The organism is Pantoea sp. X-Soil-YNGN-775 (assembly GCF_059730575.1).
On the sequence record NZ_AP035945.1, the window covers coordinates 332,810 to 358,181 of the forward strand.

Annotated in this window: 22 protein-coding genes; 13 read left to right on the plus strand and 9 right to left on the minus strand. The window is 58.2% G+C overall.

What is annotated here, in order from left to right:
- The first annotated feature begins 5 nt into the window (after positions 1 to 5).
- On the plus strand, positions 6 to 1,550 hold the full coding sequence (locus AC6I8I_RS01480; protein WP_312056346.1) for a methyl-accepting chemotaxis protein: 1,545 nt from the start codon (positions 6 to 8) through the stop codon (positions 1,548 to 1,550).
- On the opposite strand, the gene AC6I8I_RS01485 is transcribed toward AC6I8I_RS01480, so the two are convergent.
- Positions 1,547 to 2,512 carry an AraC family transcriptional regulator gene (locus AC6I8I_RS01485; RefSeq protein WP_312056347.1) on the minus strand — a complete coding sequence of 322 codons (966 nt, stop codon included), beginning with the start codon at positions 2,510 to 2,512 and terminating at the stop codon, positions 1,547 to 1,549. The genes AC6I8I_RS01480 and AC6I8I_RS01485 overlap by 4 nt on opposite strands.
- 105 nt (positions 2,513 to 2,617) lie before the next feature.
- Between AC6I8I_RS01485 and AC6I8I_RS01490 the strand changes: the two genes are divergently transcribed.
- The 3 genes from AC6I8I_RS01490 to yncE all read left to right on the plus strand — a co-directional run bounded on the left by AC6I8I_RS01490 (position 2,618) and on the right by yncE (position 5,487).
- Positions 2,618 to 3,805, plus strand: a complete 1,188-nt coding sequence (locus AC6I8I_RS01490) for an MFS transporter (RefSeq protein ID WP_312056348.1) — start codon at positions 2,618 to 2,620, stop codon at positions 3,803 to 3,805.
- A 212-nt stretch (positions 3,806 to 4,017) separates the two neighbouring features.
- Positions 4,018 to 4,227, plus strand: coding sequence for a YdgH/BhsA/McbA family protein (locus tag AC6I8I_RS01495; protein WP_094122178.1), 210 nt, complete (start codon positions 4,018 to 4,020; stop codon positions 4,225 to 4,227).
- A 207-nt stretch (positions 4,228 to 4,434) separates the two neighbouring features.
- Positions 4,435 to 5,487 (plus strand): 7-bladed beta-propeller protein YncE, encoded by a 1,053-nt coding sequence (yncE, locus tag AC6I8I_RS01500; protein WP_312056349.1) that lies wholly within the window; start codon positions 4,435 to 4,437, stop codon positions 5,485 to 5,487.
- Between the two features lie 180 nt (positions 5,488 to 5,667).
- On the opposite strand, the gene sbmA is transcribed toward yncE, so the two are convergent.
- A complete protein-coding gene (gene sbmA, locus AC6I8I_RS01505; RefSeq protein WP_312056350.1) occupies positions 5,668 to 6,909 on the minus strand; it encodes a peptide antibiotic transporter SbmA in 1,242 nt (413 codons plus the stop codon).
- A 272-nt stretch (positions 6,910 to 7,181) separates the two neighbouring features.
- Here sbmA and AC6I8I_RS01510 point away from each other — a divergent pair, with 272 nt between their 5' ends.
- The 3 genes from AC6I8I_RS01510 to AC6I8I_RS01520 are packed head-to-tail and all read left to right on the plus strand — an operon-like array spanning position 7,182 to position 11,025.
- On the plus strand, positions 7,182 to 7,916 hold the full coding sequence (locus tag AC6I8I_RS01510) for a gluconate 2-dehydrogenase subunit 3 family protein (protein ID WP_046288559.1): 735 nt from the start codon (positions 7,182 to 7,184) through the stop codon (positions 7,914 to 7,916).
- Between the two features lie 2 nt (positions 7,917 to 7,918).
- On the plus strand, positions 7,919 to 9,703 hold the full coding sequence (locus AC6I8I_RS01515; protein WP_312056351.1) for a GMC family oxidoreductase: 1,785 nt from the start codon (positions 7,919 to 7,921) through the stop codon (positions 9,701 to 9,703).
- Between the two features lie 11 nt (positions 9,704 to 9,714).
- A complete protein-coding gene (locus AC6I8I_RS01520) occupies positions 9,715 to 11,025 on the plus strand; it encodes a c-type cytochrome (protein ID WP_312056352.1) in 1,311 nt (436 codons plus the stop codon).
- A gap of 47 nt (positions 11,026 to 11,072) precedes the next feature.
- On the opposite strand, the gene AC6I8I_RS01525 is transcribed toward AC6I8I_RS01520, so the two are convergent.
- The 4 genes from AC6I8I_RS01525 to AC6I8I_RS01540 form a co-directional block, all read right to left on the minus strand.
- A complete protein-coding gene (locus AC6I8I_RS01525; RefSeq protein WP_312056353.1) occupies positions 11,073 to 12,485 on the minus strand; it encodes an MFS transporter in 1,413 nt (470 codons plus the stop codon).
- Between the two features lie 179 nt (positions 12,486 to 12,664).
- Positions 12,665 to 14,182: a p-aminobenzoyl-glutamate transporter gene (gene abgT, locus AC6I8I_RS01530; protein WP_312056354.1), complete on the minus strand. Its 1,518-nt coding sequence runs from the start codon at positions 14,180 to 14,182 to the stop codon at positions 12,665 to 12,667.
- Between the two features lie 165 nt (positions 14,183 to 14,347).
- The gene (locus AC6I8I_RS01535; RefSeq protein ID WP_497828250.1) at positions 14,348 to 15,790 is read right to left on the minus strand and encodes a M20 family metallopeptidase; all 1,443 of its coding nucleotides are present in this window, start codon (positions 15,788 to 15,790) and stop codon (positions 14,348 to 14,350) included.
- Complete coding sequence (locus AC6I8I_RS01540; protein ID WP_497828251.1) at positions 15,787 to 17,100, minus strand: amidohydrolase; 1,314 nt, start codon at positions 17,098 to 17,100, stop codon at positions 15,787 to 15,789. Before AC6I8I_RS01540 ends, AC6I8I_RS01535 begins: the two co-directional genes overlap by 4 nt.
- Positions 17,101 to 17,278: 178 nt before the next feature.
- Here AC6I8I_RS01540 and AC6I8I_RS01545 point away from each other — a divergent pair, with 178 nt between their 5' ends.
- Both AC6I8I_RS01545 and yjdN read left to right on the plus strand, forming a co-directional pair.
- Complete coding sequence (locus AC6I8I_RS01545) at positions 17,279 to 18,115, plus strand: LysR family transcriptional regulator (RefSeq protein ID WP_497828630.1); 837 nt, start codon at positions 17,279 to 17,281, stop codon at positions 18,113 to 18,115.
- A gap of 75 nt (positions 18,116 to 18,190) precedes the next feature.
- Positions 18,191 to 18,628: a VOC family metalloprotein YjdN gene (gene yjdN, locus AC6I8I_RS01550; protein ID WP_312056359.1), complete on the plus strand. Its 438-nt coding sequence runs from the start codon at positions 18,191 to 18,193 to the stop codon at positions 18,626 to 18,628.
- 91 nt (positions 18,629 to 18,719) lie between these two features.
- On the opposite strand, the gene AC6I8I_RS01555 is transcribed toward yjdN, so the two are convergent.
- From AC6I8I_RS01555 to AC6I8I_RS01565, 3 genes are all read right to left on the minus strand, one after another.
- Positions 18,720 to 19,586 (minus strand): nucleoside-specific channel-forming protein Tsx, encoded by an 867-nt coding sequence (locus AC6I8I_RS01555; RefSeq protein ID WP_031377761.1) that lies wholly within the window; start codon positions 19,584 to 19,586, stop codon positions 18,720 to 18,722.
- 277 nt (positions 19,587 to 19,863) lie between these two features.
- Positions 19,864 to 21,216 carry a sensor histidine kinase gene (locus AC6I8I_RS01560; protein WP_497819546.1) on the minus strand — a complete coding sequence of 451 codons (1,353 nt, stop codon included), beginning with the start codon at positions 21,214 to 21,216 and terminating at the stop codon, positions 19,864 to 19,866.
- Positions 21,213 to 21,872: a response regulator gene (locus tag AC6I8I_RS01565; protein ID WP_312056362.1), complete on the minus strand. Its 660-nt coding sequence runs from the start codon at positions 21,870 to 21,872 to the stop codon at positions 21,213 to 21,215. The genes AC6I8I_RS01560 and AC6I8I_RS01565 overlap by 4 nt, the downstream gene beginning before the upstream one ends.
- A gap of 302 nt (positions 21,873 to 22,174) precedes the next feature.
- Between AC6I8I_RS01565 and AC6I8I_RS01570 the strand changes: the two genes are divergently transcribed.
- The 4 genes from AC6I8I_RS01570 to AC6I8I_RS01585 all read left to right on the plus strand — a co-directional run bounded on the left by AC6I8I_RS01570 (position 22,175) and on the right by AC6I8I_RS01585 (position 25,322).
- Positions 22,175 to 22,495, plus strand: a complete 321-nt coding sequence (locus AC6I8I_RS01570; RefSeq protein ID WP_312056364.1) for a hypothetical protein — start codon at positions 22,175 to 22,177, stop codon at positions 22,493 to 22,495.
- Positions 22,496 to 22,571: 76 nt separating this feature from the next.
- A complete protein-coding gene (locus AC6I8I_RS01575; protein WP_031377916.1) occupies positions 22,572 to 22,940 on the plus strand; it encodes a helix-turn-helix domain-containing protein in 369 nt (122 codons plus the stop codon).
- Between the two features lie 161 nt (positions 22,941 to 23,101).
- On the plus strand, positions 23,102 to 23,998 hold the full coding sequence (locus AC6I8I_RS01580) for a LysR family transcriptional regulator (RefSeq protein ID WP_312056365.1): 897 nt from the start codon (positions 23,102 to 23,104) through the stop codon (positions 23,996 to 23,998).
- Positions 23,999 to 24,116: 118 nt separating this feature from the next.
- Positions 24,117 to 25,322, plus strand: a complete 1,206-nt coding sequence (locus tag AC6I8I_RS01585; protein WP_312056366.1) for an MFS transporter — start codon at positions 24,117 to 24,119, stop codon at positions 25,320 to 25,322.
- The last annotated feature ends 50 nt before the right edge of the window (positions 25,323 to 25,372 follow it).

Here is a 25,372-nt window from a genome sequence, read left to right on the forward strand (position 1 = left end):
TTGAGATGCGTAACAACCAGCCCGTTTCCCAGCGTGAATATCTGTTCGATGATCATGCAACCCTGATGTCGACCACCGATCTCAATAGTTACATCACCTATGCTAACGATGCGTTTATTGAGGCGAGCGGCTTTTCTACCGAAGAGATCAACGGCCAGCCACACAATATGGTGCGTCACCCGGATATGCCGGCAGAGGCGTTTGCCGATATGTGGGCCACGCTGAAACAGGGCGAACCCTGGACGGCATTGGTGAAAAACCGCCGTAAAAATGGCGATCACTACTGGGTGCGCGCCAATGCCATTCCGGTGGTGCGCGACGGGAAGGTGCAGGGGTATATGTCGGTGCGCACCAAACCGGGCGCGGAAGAAGTGCGTCAGGCGGAGGCGCTGTATCAGGATTTCCAGGCAGGGCGTGCGAAAGGACGACGCTTTTATAAAGGCCTGGTGGTGCGCAGCGGCTGGCGGCGGCCTGCCTCTATCCTGAAAACGCTGCCGCTTCGCTGGCGCATTCGCAGCACCCTGCTGGCCTTACTGCCGCTATCGGTGGCCGGCGTCTGGGCGCTGGGCGTCACGCCGGCGGCGCTGGGTGGCTTCACGGCGGGGATGGTGGCGCTGCTGACGCTGGCCAGCCTGTGGCTGGAGCAGCAGATCTCACGGCCTATCGAACGGATGTGCAAACAGGCGCTGAGCGTGGCGACCGGTGCCAGCCATAAGGTCGATCAGATGGATCGGGTTGATGAAGTCGGCGTCACGCTGCGCGCCATTGGCCAGCTCGGATTAATGTTCCGCTGGCTGGTGGATGATGTCAGTGGGCAGGCGATAAACGTGCTCAGCGCCAGCGATGCCATCGCCCGCAGTAACAACGAACTGAGCCGCCGTACCGAACAGGCCGCCGCCAACGTGCAGCAAACCGCCGCCACCATGAATGAGATGACCGCGACGGTGAAAAGCAACACCGAAACCGCCCATGAAGTGAACACCCTGTCGTCCGATACCAGTAACGCAGCGATAAAAGGCGGCGACGTAATGAAAGAGATGATGCAGATGATGGGCGAAATTGCTGACAGTTCAAAGCGCATCGCCAACATTACCAGCGTGATCGACGGCATTGCTTTCCAGACCAATATCCTGGCGCTCAACGCCGCGGTTGAAGCGGCGCGGGCGGGCGAGCAGGGTAAAGGGTTTGCGGTGGTGGCAGGCGAAGTCCGCAGCCTGGCGCAGCGCAGTGCTAAAGCCGCCAGCGAGATTAAAACGCTGGTAGAGACCAGCGCCAGCCGGGTCAGCTCCGGCAATCAGCACGCCAGCGCAGCCGGCCGGACGATGCAGGATATCGTCTCGCAGGTGCAGAACGTCACCACACTGATTGCGCAGATCAGCGCGGCCACCGCCGAACAGGCCACCGCGCTGAGCGAAGTCAGTAGCGCGGTGGAAGATCTGGATGACATCACCCACCAGAACGCTGCCCGGGTAGCCGAAAGCGCCGAAGCATCCGGCCGCATGACGCATCAGGCCAACCGCCTGGTGGAAGCGATCAGCGTATTTCGCTAAGAGGCCAGCGCCTGGCTGGCGTCGCGTCCGGCACGCAGCGCGCCAGGTGACTGACCGACAATGCGCTTGAAGGCGCGACTGAAAGCCGCAATCGAGCCGTAGCCGAGATGAAAGGCAACGGCTTCCACCGCTTCACCGTTATTGACAATGCGCTGCACCGCCAGCCGCATCCGCAGCTCGGTCAGGTAACGCAGCGGCGTCATGCCGGTGGCGTTAAGAAAGCGCTCGGCAAATACCGAACGTGAGCAGCCCGCCACGCGGGCCAGCCGCGCCACCGTCCAGTTCTCGCCCGGTTCGCGGTGCATGGCGGCAATTGCCTGACTGAGCCGCGGATCGCGCATCGCCTGTACCAGTCCGCTGCTTTTACCGCAGCCATTCTCCACCCAGCCACGCACAATCAGCGCCGCCACCACATCCGCCAGACGCGAAAGGATGCCAGCGAAGCCCGCCTGGCGGGTACGCGACTCGCGTTCCATCGCCTCCAGAATCGGCCGGATCTCCGGGTACTGCGACAGCAGGGTGCTCACCAGCATCACATCCGGCATGGTATTAATCAGCGGCTGCATGCCGCCGAGTTCAAACGCCATACAGGCGCTGAACAACAGCACGCTGTGTTCGTCGTCACTGGCATCGGCCGGGGCGGTGATGGCGCAGACGCTGTCGCAGATCGGTTTGCTCGCCATATTGGCGACACACTGACACTCCACCTCTTCGCTGGAGATCAGGCTGTGCGGTTTGCCGTGCGGCACTAACAGCGCATCGCCACTGTTAAGCTGGAATACCTCGCCGGAGGCGCTGCGCACCTGCAACGCGCCGCGTCCGACAAAGTGAAACTGCGCCCGTCCCGGCGCGTTGTCAAAGCGCAATCCGAACGGAGCACTGACGGCAATGCGCTGATAGTTAACCCCATACAGCCGCATTCCCATCAGCAGTTCACTGGTCAGGTCTTCATAATGGCTCATACGATTCCAGACGAATTATCAAAAATGACGGTGTAAGCATCATAGATCGTCTGGCGGCTGCCCACTATCATCACACTTACTTTTTTTTGCATCCGGAGAAGCAGCATGAGTCTGACAACCGAAGTGGCTGATGAGGTTTCCTCGCCCGCCCGTCCCGCGTGGGGCGCGGTATTTGCAATGGCGTTTGGCGTATTCAGCCTGATCACCGCCGAATTTTTACCGGTCAGTTTACTGACGCCGATGGCCCAGAGCCTTGGCGTCTCCGAAGGTCAGGCGGGTCAGACCGTTACCATTACCGCGCTGGTCGCGCTATTTACCAGCCTGATCACCGCCAGCGTCACCCGACGGCTTGATCGCCGCATTGTGATGCTGGTGTTTTCACTGCTGCTGATCGCTTCAGCGCTGATGGTGGCGCTGGCCGGGAACCTGACAACCATCCTGCTGGCGCGCGTGCTGCTGGGCATGGCGATTGGCGGCTTCTGGACGCTGTCGACCGCGATTACCATGCGGCTGGTGCCGGCCGATCAGGTGCCGCGCGCGCTCTCCATCGTCTTTAGCGGTATCTCGCTGGCGACCATTATCGCCACGCCGCTCGGCAGTTATCTCGGTGGGCTGGTCGGCTGGCGCAACATCTTTATGCTGACTGCCGGTCTGGGAGCGGTGGCGCTGTTGTGGCAATTTTTCACCCTGCCCGCGATGCCGGCAGAGAATAAGGCGCGCAGCGGCGGGGTGCTCGATCTGCTGCGGATCGGCGTGATGCGCTGGGGCATGCTGGCCGTCATCATGATGTTTACCGGCCACTTCGCCTTCTTTACCTATCTGCGCCCGTTCCTCGAAGGCGTCGCTCAGCTGAATCTCAATCAGCTGTCGCTGGCGCTGCTGGCCTTTGGCGTGGCGAACTTTTTCGGCACCTCGCTGGCTGGCTACCTGGTGACCCGCAGCGTCTCGCTGACCCTCAGCGGCATGGCGCTGCTGATGAGCCTCACCGCGCTGCTGCTGGTGAGCTTCGGCGACGTCAGCTGGCTGGTGGGCGTGGGTGTGGCGGTATGGGGCATGGCGTTTGGTTCGATGCCAACCGGCTGGTCAACCTGGATTTCGCGCGCGGTGCCGGATGATGCCGAATCAGGCGGGGGTTTACTGGTGGCGACTATCCAGCTGGCGATCACCGTCGGTGCCGCAGCGGGTGGCTGGATGTTTGACCTGCGCGGAGCGGGTGGCGTATTCCTCGCCAGCGGGGTGCTGATGCTGCTGGCGGCGCTGACCATCTTCAGCCGGGTGCGGCATCACGGATAATCGATCAAAGGCAGCTATTTGTGCTGCCTTTTTTATTGGCTGTGGATTATTAACCTTTTGAGCAATAACTATGCGAAATGTGCTTTTCATCATCAGTTTTATTGAAAGAGATAAGCAAAAGTCTCCGCTTTTTACTGATCAATATTCGGCCTAATATATCTATCAACAAGGCAACACGCCTTACCTGATAAAACGTAATCGAGGAATTGACCATGAAATCTATCAAAACTTTTGCAGCAGTTATCGCCCTTTCAGTTTTGCCATTCGCCAGCTTCGCCCAGTCTGTGACCGCTATCGACTCTACGCTTGATGGCGCTGAAGCGAAAATCGCTGCTCAGGCGCAGGAACACGGTGCTTCATATAAAATCACTGAAGCTTACACCAACAACGGCGTTCACATGACCGCTGAGCTGCTGAAATAAACTGCGCATTCTCCGCTTGTGCTGACAGGACGCCCCCGGGCGTCCTGGCGGCGTTGGTTGCTGACCAATAATAATCCTGTCACTTTCCCACCGAAATAATTATTATTCTCAAAAACATTCTCATCTGATCGCGGTTCAGATGCTTTCTGGTTGCAATGTCGGGCTTTCTTTTCACCGTGTCTGCGGTGGATTTACTATGGAGAAGTTATGAAAGCGATAATCAATACGCGCTGGGCGCTGCGTCCTCTGATGCTGGCAACAGCACTGTTTTCTGCGTCAGGCTTATCGGCGGTGCAGGCAGATGAACTTAATCAGCCGATCGGCAAAGGCGTGTACGAACTGGCCTTCAGCCCGAAAGATAACGCGGTTTTTGTCGCCACGGCGCAGAACAGCAGCGGTAACGGCGGCACGGTTTTCCGTCTCGATCCCACTACGCTGGCGGTGCAGCAGTCGATTAATAGTGACCTGAAAGCGTTTGGCGCAGCGATCAATCCGCAGACTAACGTGCTTTACATTGGCAATACCGTTGAAGGGTCACTGACCGCCATTGATGCCAGTAGCGGAAAAGTGATCAACAGCCTGCTACTCGATGGCCGCAAGCGCAGTGAAACGGTGCGTCCGTTGCAGCCGCGTCAGGTAGCCGTCGATGTGAAAACCAATCGTGTCTATGTTACCGGACTGGGTCGGCAGAGCGTGGTCTGGGTGGTGGATGGCAGTACGCTGCAACTGATCAGTACCGTGCCGAATACCGGCAAAATGGCGACCGGTCTGGCGGTAGATTCCGCGGCGCAGAAAGTTTACGTCACCAACGGCGACGGTGAACTGGTTACCCTTAACGCCCGCACCAACGCGATTGAGAAGAAGCAGAAGATCGACGGCGATAAAGAACACTTTTTCCTGAACATTGCGCTGGATACGCGCGGTCAGCGTGCCTTCCTCAGCGATTCAAAGCAGGCTCAGGTGCTGGTGGTTGATTTGAGCACTCAGCAGGTGATCCAACGGATTGACGTGCCGGAATCGCTGGCGGTGCTGTTCAACCAGGATCGCAATGAGCTTTATGTCACTCACCGTAAAGCGGGCGAAGTCAGCATCATTGACGCCAGCAACTACCGCCTGAAGCGGAGCGTGAAAACCCCGGGTCTGCCGAACAGCCTCGCCTTGTCCGCCGACGGTAACACCCTGTATGTCAGCGTCAAGCAGCCAGGTTCGCGTAAAGCGCCGCCAAAAGATCCCGACAGCGTCATGCGTATTGCCTTGTAAAAAGTGATTGCCGCTTAGCGGCGCAGGGGCGTTTAGCCCCGGTGTTGTGTTATCTGAAGCCATCCTGACAGGTGGCTTTTTGCGATAAAAAAGCCCGCAGACGCGGGCCATGAGTTGAGGTCATTCCCGCCCGAGGCGGGAACCGATCACGCTAGCGGCAGCGACGCTATCCTCAATCGATCAGACCTCTTCTGACGCTTCGCGCATCATCTCATCGTGAGGGATATCATCCAGAATCTGCTCAAAGCTGCGCAGACGCTTGTAGATCGACATCAGTTCAACCAGCGTTGACCATGAGGCGATCAGGTACTGGAATGAACCACGTACCTGGTCAAACACGTTAGTAATCTGGTTCAGCAGGCCCAGCGTAATAGTGCCCGCTACAATCGACGGAAACAGCAGGAACAGGCCAAATACATTATCCACCTGCAGATAGAGAATGCGGGTGATGTTGAAGTAGAGATAGTGAAAGTAGAGGCGGAAGTAGTTGAACCGCACCCGACCGAACAGTTCCTGCACCGTCTGTGGCCGGGCGCGGTCTGCATTATCCTCGCCATACACCAGCTCTTTACGGTAAGCCGCTTCCACCCGCTGATTACGAAACTCCAGTCCGGGTAGCTTAATGCCGACTACCGCCAGTAAACCGGTGCCGAATACCGACCACAGTATGGCGGCAATCACCAGCGCATACGGAATATTACCGAGGAACGGCACATCTTTGACATGGTGCGACAGCGCCACCAGCACCGGCAAAAAGGCCACTAAGGTCATGATCGCCTGAATAAAACTGACGCCCCAGTCTTCCAGCGTAGAGGCGAACCGCATGGTGTCTTCCTGCACACGCTGCGCGGCGCCTTCGACATGACGCAGTCGCTGCCAGTTGTGCATGTAGTAATTGTTCATGGCGGTACGCCAGCGGAATACCCAGTGGCTGATAAAGAACGAATTGAGCACGCCAATCACTACCGCGATCAACGCGATGCCGAGAAAGGCGCGCACTTCGTGATAAAACTCAACGATCTGCACCGATCCAGCTTTCGTCAGCGCCTTCTGAATTAAGTCATAAAACGGCCCGTACCAGGCGTTAACCGCTACGCCGACCTGCACCCCAAACCAGGTGACAAAAATAATCAGCGCCGAACCCCAGACAGACCAGCGCTGCCACGGATGATTGTCAATCAGCCGCCAGGCGAGGGCAAAAAGGGCCACCATGACCCAGTAATAGAGATAAAACCACAGCTGGCTGGCGGCAATAAACCGCGCGGCGCTGGTGGGTAACGGCTGTTTCATCGCTGCGTCAAAGGTAGGCCACATGCCGGGCAGATGCGCGGCAAAACCAAACCAGGCAAAAATCGCTAATAAGCTCCAGAGGGCCGCTGAGCTGAAAAACAGCGCTGGCCGCGGGAAAAAAGACTTAAACATAGGCACTCCGCTGTTGTGTGTTGCTTGTTATAACGTTTTGCCTGCCTGATGTCTGTAGTCTGTTGTTTCTGCTGATGACAGAAAAGAAATGGATGTTAATGAAATTGTGCGGTTTTGTTTCCAGGAACTAAATCTTTATCGACAGTGGTGTTACACTAGCGCGCATTGTTACCGGTAACAATGAAGCTGTAACCCTTAATCCGCAAATAAAAATCATAACAACGCACCCATTTACCCTTTCATACCGCCCCTGGCGGGAATGAGGCAATGTCATGTCAGAACAAAAAAAGGGTCATTCACGCAGGGATTTTTTGCTGAAGACTATTACCCTGGCGCCAGCAATGGCGGTAGGCAGTACGGCGATGGGCGCACTGTCGCTGCCGCTGGCGGCACAGGCGGCTGAGACCCCGGCCGCGCCCCAGCAGGCGCGTGACTACCAGCCAGCCTGGTTCACCGCCGAAGAGTTCGCCTTTATCTCTGCCGCGGTTGCACGTCTGATCCCGCGCGATGAGCGCGGCCCGGGTGCGCTGGAAGCCGGCGTACCAGAGTTCATTGATCGCCAGATGAATACCCCATACGCCACCGGCTCTAACTGGTATATGCAGGGACCGTTTAATCCCGACCTGCCAAAAGAGCTGGGCTATCAGCTGCCGCTGGTGCCGCAGCAGATCTACCGCCTGGGCATTGCTGACGCCGATGGCTACAGCAAACAGCAACATGGCAAGGTGTTCGCGCAGCTGAGCGGCGAGCAGCAGGATGCCTTACTGCAGGCGATGGAGAGCGGCAGCGCTGAATTCAGCCAGCTGCCGGCCAAAACTTTCTTTGCGTTTCTGCTGCAAAACACCCGCGAAGGCTTCTTCAGCGATCCTATCCACGGCGGTAATCAGGGAATGGTGGGCTGGAAGCTGATCAACTTCCCTGGCGCACGCGCCGATTTCATGGACTGGGTAGAGCGCGGCGAACGTTATCCGTTCCCGTCAGTGTCGATTCGCGGGGAGAGAGCGTAAGCATGGCAAACGAAATGAAAAAAGTGGATGCGGTGATCGTCGGTTTCGGCTGGGCAGGCGCGATCATGGCGAAAGAGCTGACCGAAGCGGGTCTCAACGTGCTGGCACTGGAACGCGGACCGCATCGCGATACCTATCCTGACGGCTCTTACCCACAGTCAATTGATGAGCTGACCTACAACGTCCGCAAAAAACTGTTCCAGGATCTCTCTAAAAGCACCGTCACCATTCGTCATGATGCTTCGCAGACCGCGGTGCCTTATCGCCAGCTGGCAGCGTTTCTGCCGGGTACCGGCACCGGCGGTGCCGGCCTGCACTGGTCCGGCGTCCATTTCCGCGTCGATCCGATTGAACTGCGGATGCGCAGCCATTACGAAGAGCGTTACGGCAAGAACTTCATTCCGCAGGGCATGACGATTCAGGACTTTGGCGTCAGCTATGACGAACTGGAGCCGTTCTTCGACAAGGCGGAAAAGGTGTTTGGTACCTCAGGCAGCGCCTGGAGCATCAAAGGCCAGGTGGTGGGGAAAGACAAGGGCGGTAACCCGTTTGCGCCCGATCGCTCAGATAACTTCCCACTGCCCGCCCAGAAGCGCACTTATTCGGCGCAGCTGTTCGCCCAGGCAGCAGAATCGGTCGGCTATCACCCTTACGATCTGCCGTCCGCTAACACCTCCGGCCCATACACGAATCCCTACGGCGCACAGATGGGCCCGTGCAACTTCTGCGGTTACTGCAGTGGTTATGCCTGCTACATGTATTCCAAGGCGTCGCCTAACGTCAATATCCTGCCTGCGCTGCGTCAGGAGCCAAAGTTTGAGCTGCGCAATAACTCTTATGTGCTGCGGGTTAACCTTAGCGACGACAAAAAACGCGCCACCGGCGTGACCTATGTTGATGGTCAGGGCCGCGAGCAGATTCAGCCCGCTGACCTGGTGATCCTCTCCGCCTTCCAGTTCCACAACGTGCACCTGATGCTGCTGTCGGGCATTGGGCAGCCTTACAACCCGATCACCAACGAAGGCACCGTCGGCCGTAACTTCGCCTATCAGAACCTTTCGACGCTGAAGGCACTGTTCGACAAAAACACCACCACTAACCCATTTATCGGTGCGGGTGGCGCGGGCGTCGGGGTTGATGATTTCAATGCCGATAACTTCGACCACGGTCCGCACGGCTTTGTCGGGGGATCGCCATTCTGGGTTAACCAGGCGGGTACCAAACCGATCTCCGGCCTGCCGGTGCCGGCGGGTACGCCGAACTGGGGCAGCCAGTGGAAAGCCGCGGTGGCCGACACCTATACCCATCACCTGTCGATGGATGCCCACGGTGCGCACCAGTCCTATCGCGCTAACTACCTTGATCTCGATCCGAACTACAAAGATGCCTACGGTCAGCCTCTGCTGCGTATGACCTTTGACTGGCAGGAGAACGACATCAAAATGGCGCAGTTCATGGTCGGCAAGATGCATAAAATCGCCGAAGCAATGAACCCGAAAATGATCATTGGCGGCGCGAAAAAGCCGGGCACCCATTTCGATTCGACCGTTTATCAGACCACCCACATCAGTGGTGGGGCGATCATGGGCGACGATCCGAAAACCAGCGCGGTAAACCGCTATCTGCAGAGCTGGGATGTGCCGAATGTGTTTGTGCCAGGCGCTTCCGCCTTCCCGCAGGGACTGGGCTACAACCCGACCGGCATGGTGGCGGCGCTGACCTACTGGTCAGCTAAAGCGATTCGTGAGCAGTACCTGAAGAACCCAGGTCCACTGGTGCAGGCATAAGGAACATGGCGATGAAAAATGGCATTCTGGCCCTGATTTTGGGCACCCTGACCTTCGCCGCGCTGGCGGACGACAACCGCGACGAGCTGGTGAAACGAGGTGAGTATCTGGCGCGTGCCGGTGACTGTGTTGCCTGTCACACCGCAAAAGACGGCGCGGCGTTTGCGGGCGGCCTGCCGATGGCTACGCCGATTGGCACCCTCTATTCCACCAACATTACGCCCGATCCGGCAACCGGCATTGGCGACTACAGCTACGACGACTTCCAGAAGGCGGTGCGTCATGGCGTGGCGAAAAATGGCGATACGCTCTACCCGGCGATGCCGTTTCCCTCTTACGCGGTGGTCAGCGATGAGGACATGAAGGCGCTGTATGCTTACTTCATGCACGGCGTGGCGGCGGTGAAGCAGCCGAATAAAGAGAGCGACATTCCGTGGCCGCTGTCGATGCGCTGGCCGCTGGCGATCTGGCGTACGGTGTTTGCTCCTGAGGTGAAGGCGTTCCAGCCTGCTGCACAGGAAGATCCGGTGCTGGCGCGCGGCCGCTACCTGGTGGAAGGTCTCGGGCACTGTGGCGCCTGCCACACGCCGCGTAGCGTCACCATGCAGGAGAAGGCGCTGACCAACGAGGAAGGCAGTGACTATCTGGCTGGCAGCAGCGCGCCGATTGATGGCTGGACCGCCAGCAATCTGCGTGGCGACAACCGTGATGGACTGGGTCGCTGGAGTGAAGACGATCTGCGGCAGTTCCTGCGCTATGGCCGCAACGATCAGACCGCCGCATTTGGTGGCATGACCGAGGTGGTTGAACACAGCCTGCAGCATCTGAGCGACGCGGATATCACTGCCATTGCGCGTTATCTGAAGTCGCTGGGCGCGAAAGATCCGCACCAGACGGTCTTCAGCGTCGATGACGCCACCGCCAAAGCGTTGTGGAAAGGTGATGACAGCGCGACCGGTGCAGCCACCTATGTCGACAGCTGTGCCGCCTGCCATAAAACCGACGGTAGCGGCTATCAGCGCTTCTTCCCGGCGCTGCGTGGCAATCCGGTGGTGCAGGCCGATGATCCGACCTCGCTGATCCATATCGTGCTGGTGGGCGGACAGTTGCCTGGCGTACAGGGCGCGCCGTCGACCATCACCATGCCGGCGTTTGGCTGGCGTCTGAACGATCAGCAGGTTGCCGACGTGGTCAACTTCGTGCGTAACAGCTGGGGCAACAAGGCGTCTGAACCGGTCAGCGCGAAGCAGGTCGCTGCGCTGCGTAAAGATGAGAAAGATCGTCTGGGCAGCGCCGATATCCGGGTACTGGAAGGCAAATAATCGGCAGTAAAAAAAGGCCGTCATCATCAGGATGACGGCCTTTTCTTTTAGATATTCTCCAGATCGATACCGCGCGTTTTCGGCCCGTAAATCCCTACCGACAGCATCACCATCACCATGCTCAGCACGATAAAGGTAATCACACCTGGCGTGCCGGCATACTGCAGGATCACTCCAATCAGAATACTGCTGAACACCGTAGAGAGGCGGCTGAAGGAGTAGCAGAAGCCGACCGCCCGCGCCCGAATATGGGTCGGGAAAATCTCGGTCTGATAGGCGTGGAAGCTGAAGGTCAGCCAGGCGTTGGACCAGGTGATCAGGAACCCGCAGGCGATCAACAACAGCGGATTGGTCTGGAAGGCGAACAGCGTACCGAACACCACGGTCATCAGCGACGACAGCACGATCTGCCATTTATTCTCCAGCTTATCCGCATAGCGGCTGCAGATCAGCGATCCCAGCGGATAGGCCAGGGTGATAAAAAAGGCATACAGCAAACTGTGGGTCACCGTGGTGCCGCTGCCCGACAGCAGCGCAGGCAGCCAGTTACCGAAACCAAAAAAGCCGATCGCCTGGAAGAAGTTCATCACCACCAGCATCAGGGTGCGCTGGCGATATGCGGGTGACCAGATTTCACGAAAACGCCCCCGTTTTGGCAACTGTGCCGCGGCGTCATCGGGCGGAAAGGGCGCGCCGGGCGTCAGGCCGCAGCGTTGTTCCATGGTGGATAACACCTGGTGTGCCTGCTGATGACGGCCCTGCTGTGCCAGCCAGCGCGCCGATTCGGGCAGGTTCTTGCGGATAAACCAGATCACCAGTGAACAGACGGCACCGGCGATCACCACCCAGCGCCAGCCTTCGAGGTTCAGCAGCGTTTGTGGCACCAGCCACCATGACATCAGGGCCACGGCGGGCACCGACAGAAACTGCACAAAAAAGGAAAAGGCGAACGCCCGGCTGCGCAGATGGCTGGGCACCCACTCCGACAGATAGGTATCGATAGTCACCAGTTCGACCCCGAGACCGATACCGACCAGCAGGCGAAACAGGATGATCATCTCCGCGCTCTGCTGAAACGCCATCAGCAGTGAAAACAGCCCGTACCACAGCAGCGCGCACATAAAGGTCAGACGGCGGCCAAAACGGTCGGCGTAAGGAGCCAGCAGGCTGGCACCGATAAACAGACCGAGAAAGGTGGCGGAGGCAAACGCCGCCTGATCGGAAAACCCGAACACGCCAGCGCCGCCGGTGTGAAACAGTCCGGCCGCCAGCAGGCCGGAGCTGATATAGCCGGTTTCAAACAGATCGTAGAGTTCGAAAAAGCCGCCGAGCGCCAGCAGCGTGATAAACCGCCATAATCCGGCGGAGGAGGGCAGCGCATCAATGCGGCCGGCTAAGCTGGAACGGTCAGCCGATGCGGTGGCAATCGGCGTGATCCCGGTGGTGCAGGTGGTTGTCATGTCAGGTTAAACCTCGGGCAGTGTTTGCAGGTGTCGCAGGGCTGATGCTTATTAAAATAGTTAACCCTTAGCACGCGAAGAAATAGCAGAATAATCAATTCGCCTGCGGTTGCCGAGAGGGATGATGGTGAGTTTTTAGCAACGTATGTTGCACTTTTCGCCGTCCGTGGCGATGTGCCTTAAGGCAGTTGCGGATAGATGCCCGGACCGATCGGCAGTCCCAGCCAGTACCACACCACCAGCAGCGCTATCCAGCTGATAAAAAACACCAGTGGATAGGGGAAGATCAGCACGTAATAGGTGCCGAGCTGCGCATCTTTCTGGTATCGCTGCAAAAAAGCGAGAAACAGCGGCAGAAACGGTGACATCGGCGCCAGCGGCAGCACCGCTGAATCGGCAATACGGAAAATCATCTGCGCAAAGGCGGGATGAAAGCCGAGCAGCATAAACATCGGTACAAACACCGGGGCCAGAATCGACCAGATAGCCGAGCCGCTGGCGATAAACATACAGAGAAACGCCGACAGGAACATCAGCCCGAGAAAGGCTGGCGCTCCGCTGATTCCCGCGCTTTCCAGCACATCTGTCAGGCCAATCGCCATAAACTTGCCCATGTTGCTCCAGTTAAAGAACGCCACGAACTGCGACAGCGGAAACACCATCACGATAAAGCCCGCCATCCCTTTCATCGGATCGACCAGCAACTGCGGAATATCGTCCGGGCGGCGGATCTGGCGGGTGACCACGCCATAGGCAATCGCCACCACAAAGAAGAACAGGATGATGATCGGCACAATGCCCTGAATAAACGGCGAGGGAATGATCGCCCCGCTGGTGGGGTTACGCAGCGGGGCATTCTCCGGCACCACCAGCAGTGCCATCAGGGCGATAAACAGCAGCGCAGCAATCCCGGCGGCCCGCAGGCCACGGTTCTCCAGCGGCGTGAGCGGGGCCAGCCTTTCACCGTTACCCTGCCACTGTGGCAGGCGCGGCTCGACAAATTTATCGGTCAGCAGCGCCCCGACAAAGGTCAGGACAATCACCGAGGTGGCCATAAAAAACCAGTTATCGATGACGCTGACGTGTACCGTATCGCTGACCGCTTTGGCCGCTTCGGTACTGATGCCGGAGAGCAGCACGTCGGTGGTGACGATTAGCAGATTGGCGGTAAAGCCTGACGCCACACCGGCAATTGCCGCCAGCAGTCCCGCCACCGGATGACGTCCCACCGCCAGAAAGATCAGCGCGCCGAGCGGCGGCATCACCACCAGCGCGGCATCCGAGGATATATGGCTGAAGAAGGCGATAAACAGCACCATGTAACTGGCGTAGCGACGGCTGACGCGCGACGCCATCTTCACCATCAGCGACTGCAACAGGCCGACTTTTTCCGCCAGACCGGCCCCAATCACCAGCGCCAGAATCGATCCCAGCGGAGTAAAGCTGCTGAAGTTCTTGATGATATTCGGCAGGATCCACTGAATACCGGCGACGCTCAGCAGGTTATTTACCCGCACCAGTTCGCCGTTGCTGGGGTTTTTTACCGCCAGATCCAGCGCGCTGATAATGGCGGTGGCCACCATCAGCACCACAATCAAATAGACAAACAGTAAAAACGGATTGGGGACTTTATTTCCCACCCGCTCAACCCAGCTAAAAAGTCGCCCAGGGCTGCGGTTCTCTGATGTTGCTTCCATAGTTTCTGGTCTCATCTTGTGTCCCGTCATCCACGGCAGCGCGCGCGATACCGGACGTTGAGTAAGGCGTCCGGCAATACATTCACCTGCGGCACGGCGGAATCAGAGAAGGTGTTTGCAATAATATTTTTTATAGCGGTCCGCGCCGGTGACGCGGCCGTTGGCTCATTCGGCCAGTTTTGTTGGTGTGATCCCGGCAGGGATCGGGCAGTGATAAGGTTGTGTGGCGCGGACCCGGTTGAACTCGGCCTGACAGCGGGCCAGCGCCTGCTGATCCGTTAACAGCGTTAGCACCGTGGCCGCCATCACTTTGCCCGCCAGAAACATCCCTTTGTGCCCGATACTGGTGCGGCCCTGCGCCACCAGCTGCCAGGTATGCAGCGGCGTACCGAAGGTGAAGCAGGGTGCAAAACACTGTGCGGTCGGCGTCACCCAGCTGACATCCCCGACATCAGTCGAGCCATACAGCAGTTCACGCGTGACCGCATAGGGCGCCACCTGATCCATAAACAGCTTGTCACCCAGTTGCTCAACCCAGGCGTGGCCGGCTTCGCCGCCGGTTCGGGCTGCGTTGAGCCGCGCATTGCGCAGATCGTCGGCGGTCAGGGTGGCGCGTATCTCTGCTGCGAACGCCCGCTCCTCGTCGCTGTAGGCGGGCAGACCAAACTGATGCAAATAACGCTCCATCACCGCTTCCAGCGCGCGATTAGGCACATAATCGGAGCAGGCTTTATCAAAACGCACCGTCAGCGTGGTGTCGGTCATCAGCGCCGCGCCGCGGGCAATATTGATCACCCGCTGATAAATATCCTGCGCCTGCTGCAGTTCCGGTGCGCGGATCAGGTAGAGCACTTCCGCGTCGGCCTGCACCACATTCGGCGAGACGCCGCCGCTGTTGGTGACCGCATAGTGCAGCCGCGCTTCCTGCACGATGTGCTCACGCAGAAAGTTGGCCCCGGTATTCATCAGCGTGACGGCATCCAGGGCGCTTCGGCCCAGATGAGGAGAATTGGCCGCGTGCGCCGCCACCCCTTTGAAGCTGAACGCCGCCTGGATATTGGCGAGGGTGCGCAGGTTAAACATCCCGCTGAAGCCTTCGGGATGCCAGGTCACGGCGGCATCCACATCATCAAACAGCCCTTCACGCACCATAAAAGTTTTACCGGAGCCGCCCTCTTCGCCGGGACAGCCGTAAAAACGCACCGTTCCGCCGGTTGCATGCTGCTGCATCCAGGCTTTTACCGCGCTGGCCGCCGCCACGCCTGCGGTGCCGAGCAGGTTATGGCCGCAGCCGTGGCCGTTGCCGTTGGCCTCCAGCGGTTGCGGTCGGGCGCATCCGGCCTGCTGGCTCAGACCCGCCAACGCATCGAACTCCCCGAGGATGGCGATCACCGGTTTACCGCTGCCGAAGCTGGCGATAAAGGCGGTATCAAGGCCGCCGACGCCGCGCGCCACGCTGAAGCCTTCATCTGCCAGCGCATCGGCCAGCAGGGCGGACGAGCGGGTTTCGGCAAAGCGGGTTTCCGGCGTGTCCCAGATGGCATCGCTGAGGGCGCTGAAGCGTGCCTGATGGCGGTCGATATAATCAGCAATGAAGGCTTCCATCATCGGCCACCGCCAAACTGCGCCTGATTCAGCGCCAGGGTTGCCAGCAGGGCGATCGCCACCGGCATCACCTGTTCATCAAAGTCGAACTTCGCGTTGTGGTGTCCCGCGGCCAGATCGCAGCCGAAAATGGCGTATGAGGCCTGACCGCCGCGCTGCTTAACCCGCTCCATCATGTAGGTGGCATCTTCCGAACCGGCCGCCTGGGCTTTGCGATCGACCACCGAATCGAAAATCCCGAGCGCATCCGCCTGCTGGTGGATGAAGTCCACCCACGGCTGGGTCGGGGTAGAACTGCGCGCAGCCCCCATCAGCTGCACCTGATGTTCAACGCCATACATAGCCGCCGCGCCGGCAATGACCCGCAGCGCCTGCTGGTAAATGTCATCATTAACCTGATTGGTAATGCCGCGGGTTTCGACTTTCAGCAGCGCACAGTCGGGTACCACGTTACGACCGGTACCGGCCTGCAATACGCCAACGTTAACCCGGGCCACCCCGCCGCTGTGCTGGGTAAGACCGTGCAGCGCCAGCGTGGCCTGGGCCGCCGCCAGCAGGGCATTGCGACCCTCTTCCGGTCGGCCACCGGCATGCGCGCCGACGCCGGTAAAATTGACGTCGAGTTTGGTGGTGGCGAGGAAACTGTCGCTGCCGCACACCAGTTCGCCCGCCGGCACGCCGGTGCCGAGATGAATGGCAGTAAACAGATCCACATCATCCACCACGCCTGCCGCCACCATCGCTTTGGCACCGCGCACGCCCTCTTCGGCCGGCTGGAAAATGAGTTTAATCGTGCCGCTCAGCTGATCTTTCATCGCCATTAATACCGACGCCAGACCGAGGCCGATGGTGGTGTGACCATCATGACCGCAGGCGTGCATCATGCCGGGATTGCAGGAGGCGAAGCCTTCACGCTGTGGCAGGTGATCTGCGGCCTGGCTCTCGTTGAGATCAAGCGCGTCCATGTCGACCCGAAAGCCGATAACCGGACCGGGACGGCCGGTATCCAGCGTCGCCACGATGCCGCAAAATCCGCCGGAGAAGTGGCTGATCCACTGCGGTAAAGCCCCCTGTTCTAGCGCCCGGGCTTCCTGCTGCTTCAGCACGTCTTCGCTGGGTAAGCCCATGCGCGCGTCGGCATCTATCACCTCACGGCCCAGTTGCAGTTGATAACCCAGCTGGTGCAGTTCGTCAGCCACCCGGGTGGCGGTGCGGAACTCGACCCAGCCAGATTCGGCATAGTGGTGGAACTCCCGTCGCCAGCTTTTTAACTGCGCCAGCCGGGCACTGATATGGTCGGAAAGGGTATTCATCGGCAGGATCCTTACTGTTGGTTTTTTACGCACTGCTTCGAATCTACACAATGGTAATAACCGGCATAAGATGCGAATATCTTGTGACTGATAAACAACGGTTATCACAAAATCTATGTCTGCCAACCTCAAGCTTCATCAGCTGCGCGCCTTTGTCGACGTGGCGCGCTAGGGCAGTATCCGTGCGGCGAGCCGTCTTTCCGGGCTTTCGCAGCCAGCATTAACCAAAGCGATTCAGGAACTGGAGCGTGAACTTGGCGCACGGCTGTTTATCCGTCGTCAGCAGGGCGTGGTCTTAACCGACATCGGTGATAACTTTTTTCGTCATGCCAGTCTGGTTCTGGCCGAGCTGCGGGTGGCGCAGGAGGATATCCAGCAGCGGCTGGGGCTGGGCGGCGGTCAGGTGAACATTGGCGTCGGCGGCAGCGTGGCACGCACCATCATGCCGCAGGTGATTAACCAGTTTCATCGTGAATACCCGCTGGTGAAGGTGCGCATCGTCGAAGGGCAGCTGGTGTCGATGGTACATGAGCTGCGGCAGGGCGCGCTCGATTTCACCATCAATACTTACGATCAAAGCCATCTCGATCAGGAGTTGATGTATGAACGCATGATGGAGCGTGAGTACAAAGTGGTGGTGCGTAAGGGCCATCCGCTGGAAAAAGCCCGTTCGCTGGCCGAATTACAGCAGGCTGACTGGACCATGCCGACGCCCAAGGGCAGCTATTATCGCCTGCTGCACGATCTGTTCGACGAACGCGGCATGGCACCGAAAATCGTGGTGACCTGCGAAACCTTTATGGCCTGTACCAGCCTGGTGGCGCAAAGCGATTTCATCAGTATTTTATCGGTGGATGTGATCGACGATCCGATTCTCGGCCGGTCGCTGGTGGCGCTGACGCTGGATGAGCCGTTGCCCAAAGCGATGTTTTATCTGATTCAGCGTAAGGATACTGCGCTGACCCCGATGAGCAGTTATATGGCGCAGTTATTTCGCCGTTATTGCCAGCGCTGAGCGGCAGCGTTCTTTCATCGTCTACACTTGGTGTATTCGCGTAAACGTGAGTTCAACCCACAATCGGAGGTGACGATGCAAGTCTGTCCATATCTGTTTCTCTATGGTCGCTGTGAAGAGGCAATCGGGTTTTACCTGCAGGCCACAGGCGGGAAACTGCTGGAGAAAATGACCTTTGGCGACATGCCAGAGCAGGGCGAGCAGGTCGGCGATCAATCCGCGCCGCCACAGCCGCCGGAAAAAATCATGCACGCACATCTGCGCATCGGTCAGGGAGAGTTGATGCTGAGCGACGGTAACACCCAGAAGCCGCCTGCGTCCGATCATGCTGGTTACGCGGTCAGCCTCGCCACCACTGACGCGGAGCAGGGTAAAACCTGGTTTGAGAAACTGTCAGTGGGCGGTAAAGTGACGACCCCGTGGCAGGAGACGTTCTGGTCGAATGGATTTGCGATGTTTATCGATAAATTCGGCATTCCATGGCGCATTAACGTGGTGAAACCGCAGGAATAATTGCGTGGTTTAGCCGATCGGCGCCGTCAACAGCGGCGCCGTTTTCAGGTCACAGTCACTGTGGCCAGCTTTGCAGCCAGCCACGTGCTTATCAGAAGTTGTAACCCGCTACCAGATAGTAACCCCAGCCGGTCGATTTCACTTCAAACGGACCGTTGCCGAAATTCAGCTCCTGCCCATCCGCCCACTGACCGCCATTGTGGAAATAACGCGCCACGGCCGAAAAGTGCCAGTGATCGTAACCCAGCGACAGGATGTGACTGGAGGCGATAGAGTTGCTGGTGCGCGACGATCCGCCTTTCTCGTTAAGATCGGAGCCCCAGTCAAAGTTGGTAAAGCCTACATAGCCAAGGTTACCGCCCCACAGCGTGGTGATCGGCACGAAATATTTCACCTTGAAGCGATAGCCATCCCAGCTGTTTTCATTCGCAGCGCCGTAGTTTTCCCACTGATATTTGGCATAAACGTTGAGTGACAGGCCCACATCGCTGTGGGTATCGATATCGGTGCCCAGACCCATGTACCAGGTGTTCTGGCGGTTATCGCTGTTACGGCCCATGTCGTAAATGTAGTTATTGGCGAAATACCACTCTTTGAACGGTCCAAACGCCAGGCTGGTACCGGTCAGTTTGTCGATTGAGAAGCGTGGTTCAATCTCCATAAACATCGGAGAACCGTGGTCAAAGATACCGTTGGCGTTGCTGTTACCGACGCCGAAGAAGTTGGTCAGATCGAGATAACCATAAAAATCGAACCAGTCTTTTTTGGCAAACGCTTCATATTCCAGATAAACGTCGTTGTTGAACTGTGGCCCAAAGCGGGTGTGGTAGCTGCCCACCACGTTTACGCTCTGATGCCACCAGTCGGACAGGTATTGCGGATCGCTATCAGCGGCTTGCGCAACACCTGTCCAGGAACATGCCAGCACGGCACCTGCTATCAACGTTTTGAATTTCATTATCATTAACCACATGCTTTTGACCGCTGCACAGCAGGCGCAGTCAGAGAGAAGTCGATCCCTGGGTGGGGAGTGAGTTATTCAGGACAAAACAGCCAGTTTTCAGCTCGCGTAGCGTGCCTGCAACACAGCGATAGAAAATAGATTTTGCTCACGTTTGTCAAAAAGTGTTGCATTACAATTCAGTGAAAATGTGATGCGCTTCACAATAATGGCAGTAAGCGAACGGAACCAGGCAACCGTTTACGTTGTCTGGTTCGTGATCAAATGGGCGGGATCAGGGAAAAGTGACGCGGACCTGCAAACCACAAATGGCACCCTGTGGCGTCAGGCAATTGGAGAGGGCGACCTGAATCTGATGCTTCTGCGCGACGCTGCGCACAATCGATAAGCCGAGGCCGCTGCCCTGCGCCTTAACGTCAGGCGAACGGGTGAATCGGTCAAAGGCGCGTTCAATAAAGGCTTCCGGCATTCCCGGTCCGTTATCGACGATATCGACCACCGTCCGGCCCGCCACCCGATGCAGCAGAACATCCACCAGGCTGCCTTCCGGGGTGTGCAACATGGCGTTACCAATCAGGTTATCAAACAGGCTGCGCAGTTCAGACCGACTGGCCTGCAGACGATACTGGGTCGAACCATTAAAGCCGATATCAATGCCGCGTTTATCCGCCACCACCATTAACTGTTCAATGCTCTCTTTCAGCAGATCTTCCAGTTCAATTTGCTCAATGCTGGCGACCACACTTTGATCTTCCTGACGTGACACGTTCAGTAACTGGGTTACCAGATGCCGGGTGCGCGTCACGCCCGCTTCGAGCTGACTGAACTGCCGGCTGGCCTCGCCAGGCTGAATATGCTGCCGCAGGTTCTCCAGCTGCAACGTGACAGCGGTGACCGGCGTACGCAGTTCATGGGCGGCATCTTCGAGGAACTGCCGCTGCGACGACCAGGCCTCACGCAGCTTGTTCAGCAACGAGTTATACGCGGCGACCAGCGGCAGGATCTCATCCGGCAGCCCTTCGGGTGAGACATTGTGCGGATGGTGCGTCTCCTGCGCCGCAATCTGCCGCGAGGCGACCTGCAGATCGCGGGTGATCTTGCGGACCACCAGCCAGATCACCAGCAGCGACAGCGGCATCATCAGGATCAACGGAATGATCGCCGCCAGCGCCCGTTTTACCATCAGCGCTTTCATGTAGCTGAGATTGTGCATCACCTGAATGGTCTTGATCTCACTGCCAGGCTGGCCCGGTCGGGTGTAGATGCGCCATTCACAGTCATCACAGTGCCCTACGTCTACATCACGGTAACCGCGCTGGGTTTGCAGCGGCGCGTGCAGTTCCGGCCATGAGCTGGCGCGCAGCCGGCCCTGGTTATCCCACAGCTGTACCACAAAGGCGCTCTTGGCTTTATCAGGCGTGATCAATGGTGTCAGCGCCGGCATCTGTTTGTTGGTGGACCAGGCATCAGCGATTTTCGACAGCTGATCGTCCTTCATGGTGCCCATCATATCGCCGTAGCAGCTGAAGAAATACCAGGTGACGCCGCCGATCATCAGCAGATGAATAATCAGCAGCGTACTGAGTAATTTATTGCGCAATGAGCGCATAAAGGGGAACGATTTCATATTGCCGGCACCCGCCAGCCCAGTCCGCGGACGTTACGAATCGCGTCGTTATCCAGTTTGCGCCGCATCCCGTGAATCAGCACATCGACCGCGTTGCTGCTCACTTCGTCGCCCCAGCCGTAAATGCGATTCTCCAGCTGCTCGCGAGAAAGAATGGCACCCGGACGCTCCAGCAGAGCATAAAGCAGGGCATATTCACGCGCGGTCAGCTGCTCGCGCTGGCCCTTATACAGCACTTCACGGGTCATCATATCCAGCTGCACGTCGCCACTGCCGAGCACCGAGTCGGCCGCACCGTGGCGACGTCGGGTAATCGCCCGCATCCGGGCCAGCACTTCCTGTAAATCGAACGGTTTAAGCAGGTAATCGTCAGCGCCGCTGTCGAGCCCCTGCACCCGCTGCGCCACGGTATCGCGTGCCGTCAGAATCAGTACCGGCGTGGAATCGCCGCGCCCGCGCGCCCGGCGCAGCACCTGCAATCCGTCATCACGCGGCAAGCCGAGATCCAGCAACACGCAGCTGTAGCCGCCTTCGCTCCAGGCATTATGGGCAAAAACGCCATCGCGTACCCAATCTACCGACCAGCCCGCGCCCTCTAAAGCCTGCTGCAGGTTCGCGCCAATCATTTCATCATCTTCAACCAATAACACGCGCATGGCTGATCTCCTCAGGAAAGATGGGAGCAGTTTATGCCCGGATAGTTAGCACAGAATTATCCGCCTTCATACTTCGCACTACAGCCGCGTTGGCTGCACTTTTTCGCCCTGGTCACTGACTGATGTCAGCTCCCTGGGACTCCTGCGTTTGCCGCCTTGCTGTAGCACGAATTATTTTGGCGGAAACCGCCTTCATTCTTCGTACTACAGCCGCGTTGGCTGCACTTTTTCGCCCTGGTCACTGACTGATGTCAGCTCCCAGGGACTCTTGCGTTTGCCGCCTTGCTGTAGCACGAATTATTTTGGCGGAAACCGCCGTCATACTTCGCGCTGTAGCAGCGTTGGCTGCATTGGTCGGCTTGCTGCAACGTAAATTACTCTGGCGTTATTTAACACAAATTTGCCTGACGGACCCAGGCGTGACTAAACGCAAATCATTTAAATTGTGGCCGCTATGGCCTAACACAAAATATTTAAATGGACGCTGGCGTGATTTAACACAAATTATTTTACCGGAAGGCCGGTGTCACTTAACGCTTATTATTCAGATGCGTTGCTACCGTTTCCTGACGGGTAAATGCCAGCCGCAGGCCCAAATCTGGCGGTTGCTAATTCTGCGCTAATTTTCTGCTAATTAAGGGATAAATTTAACCGGGTAAAGTGGGTTCACTGCACATCAGCGTAAACCAGGAGGAACCCATGAATCAGCGCGAGTTTATTCGCAGTTTGCTGGAATGGATAGAGAACAATCTAGGACACGATCTGCATCTGGATGAGGTGGCGCGTCGCTCTGGCTATTCCCGCTGGCATCTGCAACGGCTGTTTCGCCAGCATACCGGATTTTCACTGGCTGAATATATTCGCCAGCGGCGCTTAACTGAATCTGCGCTGACGTTGCTGAGCAGCAATGAAGCGATATTGCAGGTCGCGATGAACTATGGCTTCGATACCCAGCAAGCCTACACCCGCACCTTCAAAAACTATTTTATGGTGACGCCAGGCCAGTTACGCCGCCAGCGGCGGGTAGAGCCGGATCGGTTACTGTTTCCACTGGCGATGGCCAGTTGAGGCCGGCGATGACCTTCCCGCCAGGTGAAAAGTGCGGGAAGGTCGATGCGCGCCGCGCCGCTGTCTGATTTCCCCCTTCTTTTTTGCCGATCCGTCGCCGTAAGCTGCCCCGAACATGCTAGTTTGATGCCAGAATCCTCAGGCTATCGGAGCGGTAACGCATGGAAAACAGTGCCAATTTAACCGCCATGCTGGTGTTTGCGCGGGTGGTGGAACTGCAGAGTTTCAGTGAGGCGGCGCGGGCACTTGGCTGGTCCAAATCCCATGTCAGCCGGGAAATTGCCCGTCTGGAGCTGCGGCTGGGCATCCGGCTGTTGCAGCGCACCACCCGGCGGCTGTCACTGACCGAACTCGGCCAGGCTTACTATCCCTACTGCGTACGCATGCTGGCGGAAGTGCAGCGGGCAGATGCGTTTGTCCAGCAGCTGCATCAGCAACCGGCCGGCAACGTGCGGCTACAGGCCCCGGTGACCTACGGCTGTCAGTGCGTGGTGCCGGTGCTTAATCGCTTTCTGCGCCGTCACCTGCACATCAACGTCGATCTGGATCTGACCGATCGTAATCGCGATACGCTGGACGATCAGGTTGATGTGGCGATCGTCATTCGATCCCGGCCACCGCAGCAGGGCAATTTCCGGGTGCTCAGCGATATTGAGTGGGGCCTGTATGCGGCACCGGGTTATCTGGCGCAGCGGCCCGCTATCGACCATCCTGAGATGCTGCCGCGTCACGATCTGCTGCTGTTTCACGGGCCGGCACACACCGCCGCGCTGCCGTTCCGACGCGACAAGCAGCGGCTGGCGCTGGATGTCCGCAGCCGTTTTCGCGCCAACAACAGCATGGCGCTGCTGAATGCGGCGCTGGCGGGCAGCGGCATCGCCTATCTGCCTTCCTATATGGCGCAGGAGGCGGTGAGCCGCGGTGATATTCAGCAGTTGCTACCGGAGTGGCAGATGGATCGGCTTCAGAGCTATCTGCTGCTGCGTGAGACGCTGCAACCCGCTTCGCCGGTCAGTTTATTATGCGATACGCTGATCGCGGCGCTGGTCAGCGGCTGATTGTTGCATTGTTGCACCACTGCAACAATCAGCGCCACTAAGTAACTATCGCGCCGCCACTGTTGTTATCTGACGCGCCTGGTTAGCCTGTATCCCTGATTAATGACGGGATATCTTTATGCAACAGACAGCAGAAAACGCAGAATTTCAGCACTGGAAGCGCAACTTATGGGTCTGTGTGCTGGGCTCTTTCAGCACCATTGTGGCCATGACGCTGCTGCTGCCGTTTTTACCGCTCTATGTTCAGCAACTTGGCGTGCAGCAGCCGGCCGCCATTGCACGCTGGTCGGGGCTGGCCTACGGCGCTACCTTCTTCAGCGCAGCGCTGACCGCGCCGCTGTGGGGCCGGCTGGCCGACCGCTATGGCCGTAAGCTGATGCTGATCCGCGCCAGTCTCGGAATGGCCATCGCCATGTCGCTGATCGGTATGGCGACTGCACCCTGGCAGCTGGTGGCGCTGCGTCTGCTGGCGGGCCTGCTGGGCGGTTACGCCTCCGGCTCGACCATCCTGGTGGCGGCGCAAACCCCCAAAGGGCAGACCGGCTGGGCGCTGGGCGTGTTGTCCTCCGGAATTATGGCTGGCAACGTGGTCGGGCCGCTGCTGGGCGGCGTGCTGCCGCCGCTGATCGGTATTCGCCAGACCTTCTGGTTAACCGGCGCGGTTATTTTTCTCGCCTTCCTGGCGACCACCTTTCTGCTGAAAGAGCAGCCGCGTGCTGCCGCCTCGCCTGGTAAAAATCCAGCCTCAGCACCCGCGACACCGCCGGTGAACCAGCGACTGGTGCGGCTGATGTGGCTCTCAGGCATGCTGCTGATCTTCGCCAGTATGTCGATTGAACCGATTATCACCCTCTACGTCGGCGAGTTTGTGCAGGGTAATCACCAGATTACGCTGATCGCCGGGCTGGCGATGTCGGCGGCCGCGCTGGGAACGGTGATTGCCGCGCCGCGCCTCGGACGGCTGGCGGACCGCATTGGTCACTGGCGGGTGCTGACGGCGGGTTTATTGCTGAGTGCGCTGCTGCTGATTCCGCAGGCGTTTATTACCGCCGCCTGGCAACTGGTGCTGCTGCGTTTTCTGATGGGAATGGCGCTGGGCGGGCTGCTGCCGTGCATCACCGCCATTATCCGGCATAGCGTGCCGGGATCACAGGTCGGTCGGATGCTGGGCTATTCGACGTCGGCCCAGTATATCGGCCAGGTAACGGGCCCGCTGTTTGGCGGCCTGGTCGGGGGAACGTTTGGCATGCGGCCGGTTTTTCTGGCCACCAGCGCGGTAATGCTGCTGTGCGGATGGCTCAACTGGCGCGCGATGAAAAAGTAGCGCGATCAAAAAAGGCGGACCGAAGTCCGCCTGAAGTCAGCCCCTGAGGA